7 protein-coding genes are annotated in these 5,748 nt (G+C 66.1%); 3 read left to right on the plus strand and 4 right to left on the minus strand.

All coding sequences use genetic code 11. From position 1 onward, the window contains the following. Nucleotides 1–268 precede the first annotated feature (268 nt). The 3 genes from def (at nucleotide 269) to truA (ending at nucleotide 2,723) form a co-directional block, all read left to right on the plus strand. The gene (gene def, locus JWQ89_RS15545; protein WP_299642429.1) at nucleotides 269–790 is read left to right on the plus strand and encodes a peptide deformylase; all 522 of its coding nucleotides are present in this window, start codon (nucleotides 269–271) and stop codon (nucleotides 788–790) included. Nucleotides 791–936: 146 nt separating this feature from the next. Beyond that, entirely contained in the window at nucleotides 937–1,857 is a 921-nt protein-coding gene (gene fmt, locus JWQ89_RS15550; RefSeq protein ID WP_299642439.1) for a methionyl-tRNA formyltransferase, read from the plus strand. Nucleotides 1,858–1,985: 128 nt separating this feature from the next. After that, a complete protein-coding gene (truA, locus tag JWQ89_RS15555) occupies nucleotides 1,986–2,723 on the plus strand; it encodes a tRNA pseudouridine(38-40) synthase TruA (protein WP_299642430.1) in 738 nt (245 codons plus the stop codon). Here the strand turns inward: truA and JWQ89_RS15560 are convergent. From JWQ89_RS15560 to JWQ89_RS15575, 4 genes are all read right to left on the minus strand, one after another. Next, nucleotides 2,704–3,279 carry a hypothetical protein gene (locus JWQ89_RS15560; protein WP_299642431.1) on the minus strand — a complete coding sequence of 192 codons (576 nt, stop codon included), beginning with the start codon at nucleotides 3,277–3,279 and terminating at the stop codon, nucleotides 2,704–2,706. The genes truA and JWQ89_RS15560 overlap by 20 nt on opposite strands. A 14-nt stretch (nucleotides 3,280–3,293) precedes the next feature. Then, a complete protein-coding gene (locus JWQ89_RS15565) occupies nucleotides 3,294–3,830 on the minus strand; it encodes a hypothetical protein (protein ID WP_299642433.1) in 537 nt (178 codons plus the stop codon). Continuing rightward, on the minus strand, nucleotides 3,827–4,975 hold the full coding sequence (dapE, locus tag JWQ89_RS15570) for a succinyl-diaminopimelate desuccinylase (RefSeq protein WP_299642435.1): 1,149 nt from the start codon (nucleotides 4,973–4,975) through the stop codon (nucleotides 3,827–3,829). Before dapE ends, JWQ89_RS15565 begins: the two co-directional genes overlap by 4 nt. A gap of 86 nt (nucleotides 4,976–5,061) precedes the next feature. Next, a complete protein-coding gene (locus JWQ89_RS15575; RefSeq protein ID WP_299642437.1) occupies nucleotides 5,062–5,586 on the minus strand; it encodes a DUF805 domain-containing protein in 525 nt (174 codons plus the stop codon). Between the last annotated feature and the right edge of the window lie 162 nt (nucleotides 5,587–5,748).

The raw sequence follows: 5,748 nt of genomic DNA on the forward strand, positions 1-5,748 counted from the left end.
GTCGTCGCGCTGCTGCGCCTCCTCGGCGCGGGCCTGCGACTGCCGGACGACCACCACCAGCAGGGCGACGAGCAGCGCAGCGAACAGCCCCGCCGCCGCATAGGCGGCGATCTCGACGGTGATCGGGGTATCGGCGAAGACGAACAGAACGCGGTCCATCGCCTGAGTCTATCCGATTCGGTTTCCCTTTTGTTCGCGTTCGTCCGGTTGACCACCGCCCGGGAAATACCATATTCAGCGGCATCTCCCGATAAAGGACCCAAGCTACATGGCCAAGCGCCCCATCCTGATCCTGCCCGACGAGCGCCTGCGCGCCATTGCAGAGCCGATCGAGAAGATCGACGATGGTGTAAAGCAGCTCGCCAAGGACATGCTCGAAACGATGTACGACGCGCCCGGCATCGGGCTGGCCGCGCCGCAGATCGGCGAGCTGAAGCGCATCGTGGTGATGGACCTGAGCAAGGAAGACGAGACGCCCGACCCGATCGTCATGATCAACCCCGAGATCCTGAAGTATTCGGACGAGACGGTGACGACCGAGGAGGGGTGCCTCTCCATCCCCGAGCTCTATTACGACGTCGAGCGCCCGGCAGAGGTGACGGTCCGCTACACCGACCTCGACGGCAAGGTGGTCGAGCGCGAGGCCCGGGACCGGCTGGCGGTGTGCGTGCAGCACGAACTCGATCATCTCGATGGCGTACTCTACATCGACTATTTGAGCCGGCTGAAGCGCGACCGCGTGCTGAAGAAGTTCCAGAAGGCCGAACGGCTGAGCAAGAAGGCTGGCTGAGGCGAAGCCCTTCTTCCTTCCCCCCTTGAGGGAGAAGGTGGCGAGCGCAGCGAGACGGATGAGGGGCCGGCCGGCGGGACTTCCCCTCACCCGCCCGTCGGGCACCCTCTCCCTCAAGGGGAGAGGGAAGAAGAGGAGCTTCCGAACTGAAAATCATCTTCATGGGCACGCCGGAATTCGCGGTGCCCACCCTCACCGAGATCGTCTCGACCGGCCATGAGGTGGTCGCCGTCTATACGCGCGCGCCAAAACCGGCTGGACGCGGGCAGGCCGAGCGGAAGTCGCCGGTGCACGAGGCGGCCGAGGGGTTCGGCATTCCGGTGTTCACGCCACGCTCCCTGAAGCAGGCGCCCGAGCAGGAGGTGTTTGCCTCGCTCGATGCCGATGTTGCAGTGGTCGTCGCCTACGGGCTGATCCTGCCGAAACCGATCCTCGAGGCGCCGCGGCTCGGCTGCCTCAACCTCCATGGTTCTCTCCTGCCGCGCTGGCGCGGTGCGGCGCCGATCCAGCGCGCGGTGATGGCGGGCGACAAGCGCACCGGGGTCATGGTGATGCAGATGGACGAGGGGCTCGACACCGGCGCCGTCGGCCTCGTCGAGGAAATGCCGATCGGCCCCGACATGACCTCGGGGGAACTGCACGACAAGATGATGCTGGTTGGCGCCGACCTGATGAGCCGCGCGCTGGCGGCGCTCGACCGCGGCAGCCTGCACTTCACCCCGCAGTCGGAGGAGGGTGTGACCTATGCGAAGAAGATCGACAAGGCCGAGGCCCGGATCGATTGGACGAGGCCTGCCGACGAGGTGCACAACCTGATCCGCGGGCTATCGCCGTTTCCGGGCGCCTGGTTCGAGCTGGCGCTCAACGGCGCACCGACACGCATCAAAGCGCTGCGCTCGACCCTGGTCGCTGGGCAGGGTGCTCCCGGCACGATCCTTCCCGACCTCACGATCACCTGTGGCACAGGCGCCGTGCGCCTCACCGCCGTGCAGCGTGAGGGCAAGGGCGCGATGGACGCGGCGACCTTCCTCCGCGGCGCGGGAACGCTGCCGGATCGGGCGAGCTAGATGCGCGTCGCTGGTGCCCCACGCTCGGTGTCATCCCCGCGAAAGCGGGGACCTCTGTTTTCTTGTCTAGCACCGCAAACGGAGTTTCCCGCTTTCGCGGGAATGACCCGGTGGGTGGGGTTGCTATAGTGCCCCGCTACCGCCTCAGCATCGAATACGACGGCCGACCCTTCTGCGGCTGGCAGCGGCAAGCCGGTGCGCTCTCCGTCCAGCAAGTCCTCGAAGAAGCGATCGCCAAATTCTCCGGTGAAACCGTGCCCACGCAGGCCGCCGGACGTACCGATGCGGGCGTCCACGCCCTCGGCCAGGTGGTGCACTTCGACCTCGAGCGCGACTGGGATCCGTTCAGGGTCCGCGAGGCGCTGAACTTCCACACCAAGCCGCACCCCGTCTCGATCCTCACCGCCGACCTTGTCGGCGCGGACTTCGAGGCGCGCTTCTCCGCCAAGGCCCGCCACTACGAATACCGCATACTCAACCGACGTGCCCGGCCGGCGCTGGAACAGGGCAAGGTCTGGCATGTGCCGGTGGAACTCGATGCCGAGACCATGCACGCCGCGGCGCAGCTGATCCTCGGTAAGCACGACTTCACCACCTTCCGCGCCGCCGAGTGCCAGGCGAAATCGCCCGAGCGGACGCTGGACGTCTTCACCGTGTCGCGGCAGGCAGAGATGATCGTCGTTGCCGCCAAGGCGCGGAGCTTCCTCCACTCGCAGGTGCGCTCGATGGTGGGCTCGCTGAAGCTGGTCGGGGACGGCAAGTGGCAGCCGCGTGACTTCCGCGCTGCGCTCGATGCGCGCGACCGCTCCCGCTGCGGGCCGCTGGCGCCGCCCGACGGGCTCTACCTCACGAAGGTGGACTACTAGCGGCCGCCGCCGCGGTGGCCTCGGCCAGTTGCTCGGGAGTGGGCGGGAACAGCAAGACGATCAGCAGCAGCGCCACCAGCAGCCCCGCGGCCTGCGCCAGGATCAGCAGCACGATCTGCACCGGCTTCAACGTCATCACCAGCCGGGCGATATTGATCGAGACGACCAGCCCGGCGATCAGGACGACTATGCCGAGGAAGGAGAGCCCGACCAGCACCGTCACCAGCAGGACCACGGTGAGCACCGCGTTGGACCAGTTGATGGTGACGACGAACGGCGCCAGGGCATCGGGCCGACCGATCTGGCGCAGGTACAGCGCCGAGGCGCCGAGCACTGCTCCATAGGCGATGACGGTCTGGACCAGCGACGTGAACACGCCGCCCGAGCCGAGCGCCATTGTGACGACCAGCTCGACCGCCGTAACCGCCAGCACGGCGATGAAACTGCTGACCAGCCCGAGCTGCGTAAACGAGAAATAGCGCGACGCGCCACGATCGCCCATGACGAGCGCGAAGACCCCCCGGGCCGCGGCTCGCGCTTCATCGACAAAAGTCATTCTCAACTGAGGCACTAGCCGATCCCTTGCCCGCCGGTGGTCAGCATGTAGAGCCCGACGCGGACCGCGACAAGCGCGACGATGCAAAGAATGGCAAACGCGATGGAAATGCCGATCCGGAGTTTGCCGATGCCGCGCGCCACCCGAAACAGCATGAAACCGAGGACGCCGAGCGTCGAGACAAGCAGGTTCGAGCCCGCGAGATAGGCGAGCGGCAGCGACACCGCGAGGATGAAGGCCATGGCGTAGGTGCTGGGCACCGCCATGGCGATGGCGGGCGCGGCGAGCACCCGGGCGCTGATCCAGATCATCAGCCAGACGGTCATCAGTCGCGTCGCGTTGACGATGAGGCTGAGGATCACCGGCGTCCAGCCGGGAAAGCCGCTCAGCGAACTCTCGACCGCGATGAGCAGCAGCACTACGGCGAAATAGAAGCCGGTGGAGTTGACGAGGCCGGTGGGGCCGAGGTTGAACTTCTCTTCGGCCGGACGTCCCGTCAGCAGGTCGAGCCAGCCGATCACGGCGCGCCACAGTTCGCCGAAGGCGTTCACGCGAAATAGTCGGTGATGAACCGGGCGTAGAGCGCGGTCAGCTCCTCGACATCGGCGACGCGGACGCTCTCGTCCACCTTGTGCATGGACGGGCCGGGGAGACCGAACTCGACCACCGGGCAATATTCGGCGATGAAGCGCGCGTCGGACGTGCCCCCGCCGGTCGAGAGTTCGGGCGCAATGCCGGTGCGCCGGGCGATGGTCTCGACCAGCATCTTCACCCCGCCGCCGAGCGGGGAGAGGAACGAGCGCGACGGTCGGCCGACCACGGTGAAGGCGATGACCGTGCCGTGCGCGTCCTGGTTGCCGATCACCTCGTTGACGGCGCCGAGCAGGGTCTGAGGCGTCCAGCGGTCGTTGTAGCGGACGTTGAAGCGCAGCAGCACCGAGGCGGGGATGACGTTGGTGGTCTCGTTGCCGACATCGGCGGAGGTGAACTCGAGGTTCGACGGCGGAAAGTGCTCGGTGCCGTCGTCGAGCTTCCCCGACAGCGCGCCGATCAGCGCCGCAGCGACCGGCAGCGGGTTGTTGGCCTTGTCGGGATAGGCGACATGCCCCTGCGTGCCGGTGACCCGGATTTGCCCGTTGAGCGAGCCGCGCCGGCCGACCTTGATACTGTCGCCGACGCGCGCGGTGGCGCTCGGCTCGCCGACGATGGCGAAATCGAAGCGGTGGCCCTGCGCCTCAGCCCACGCCATCAGCTTGTCGGTGCCATTGACCGCATCGGCCTCCTCGTCATTGGTGATGGCGAGGGAGATGCGGCCGGCCTCCGGCACTCGCGAGATGGCGGCGAGGAAGGCGGCGATGCCCGACTTCATGTCGGCGGCGCCACGGCCATAGAGGGTGCCGTCGACGATCTCGGCGGCGAAGGGCGGGTGCCGCCATGCTGCGGTATCGCCGGGCGGCACGACGTCGGTGTGCCCGGCGAACAGCAGATGCTTGCCGGTGGTGCCGCGGGTGGCGAAGAGGTTTTCGACCGGGTACGAGCCGTCGCCTTCGAAGGTGAGGCGTGTGCATGCAAAGCCGAGCTGCGTGAGTGCCGCTTCGAGCACGTCGAGCACACCCGCTGTCTCGGGGGTCACCGACGGGCAGCGGATGAGGTCGGTAAGAAGTGGGACGGGATCGATCCCGGGTGTTGCGGGCATTCCAGTCTGGCTTCCTATCAGATTGCAACTGCCCCGCCACCGGTGTGGACGAAGCGTAGTGGAGTCGGCCCGGACTGACCAGCCAACTAGATTTGCGGCGCCGGCGCTGGCGCCGTGGTCGGCCCGAGTGGGTCCGGTCCGTACCTGTTCGGTCCGGTGGTTCCCCTAAGGACACCAAGTACGATGAGCAGGCAGATAGCCCAGATGAGCAACACGAACTGCAATGCGGTGATCAGCCACCCAGCTATGCCAAATGCCCCCAGCAGTTGAAGCAACAGCGACAGGACGAGGAAGCCCAACACGTCGACGCCGGAAAAGTCTCTGTCGCGCCGTCGCTTAACGCCGATCGCAGCGGAAGGGAAGGCGGTTACGACCGACAACAGAAAAGCGGCCCACGGATTGAGCGTGCTCTCGATCTGAGAGAACTCGCTCGCCGCGCCGCCGTTAACCTGAACCGTACCTGTGGCGATCGTAGTCTGGCTCAGCCCTGCAAGCATCAGAATGACCGAGATAGCAATAGAGAAGGCAGCGATCAGCAGCACGCCGAGCCAGAAGCGCGCCCGGCCGATGCGTCCGTCCATCGTTGTGAACAACGCCACGAGATTATTCATGAGACCCCCAAGAAGGCAGTAATGCTGCACTCCCCCAAAGGCTTAGAGGAATCGTTGCAGCTTCGCCAGCCAGTAAAGCCTCAGTCCCTCAGCAACTCGTTGATCGAGGTCTTGCTGCGTGTCTGCTCGTCCACCCGCTTGACGATCACCGCGCAGTAAAGG

The organism is Devosia sp. (assembly GCF_028290645.1).
Classification (GTDB): domain Bacteria; phylum Pseudomonadota; class Alphaproteobacteria; order Rhizobiales; family Devosiaceae; genus Devosia_A.

What these genes read in the sequence shown, in the direction of transcription:
- def (WP_299642429.1), top strand. Translation starts at nt 269, where the DNA reads ATGGCCAAGCGCCCCATCCTGATCCTGCCCGACGAGCGCCTGCGCGCC.
- JWQ89_RS15560 (WP_299642431.1), bottom strand. Translation starts at nt 3,279, where the DNA reads ATGACTTTTGTCGATGAAGCGCGAGCCGCGGCCCGGGGGGTCTTCGCG.
- dapE (WP_299642435.1), bottom strand. Translation starts at nt 4,975, where the DNA reads ATGCCCGCAACACCCGGGATCGATCCCGTCCCACTTCTTACCGACCTC.
- JWQ89_RS15575 (WP_299642437.1), bottom strand. Translation starts at nt 5,586, where the DNA reads ATGAATAATCTCGTGGCGTTGTTCACAACGATGGACGGACGCATCGGC.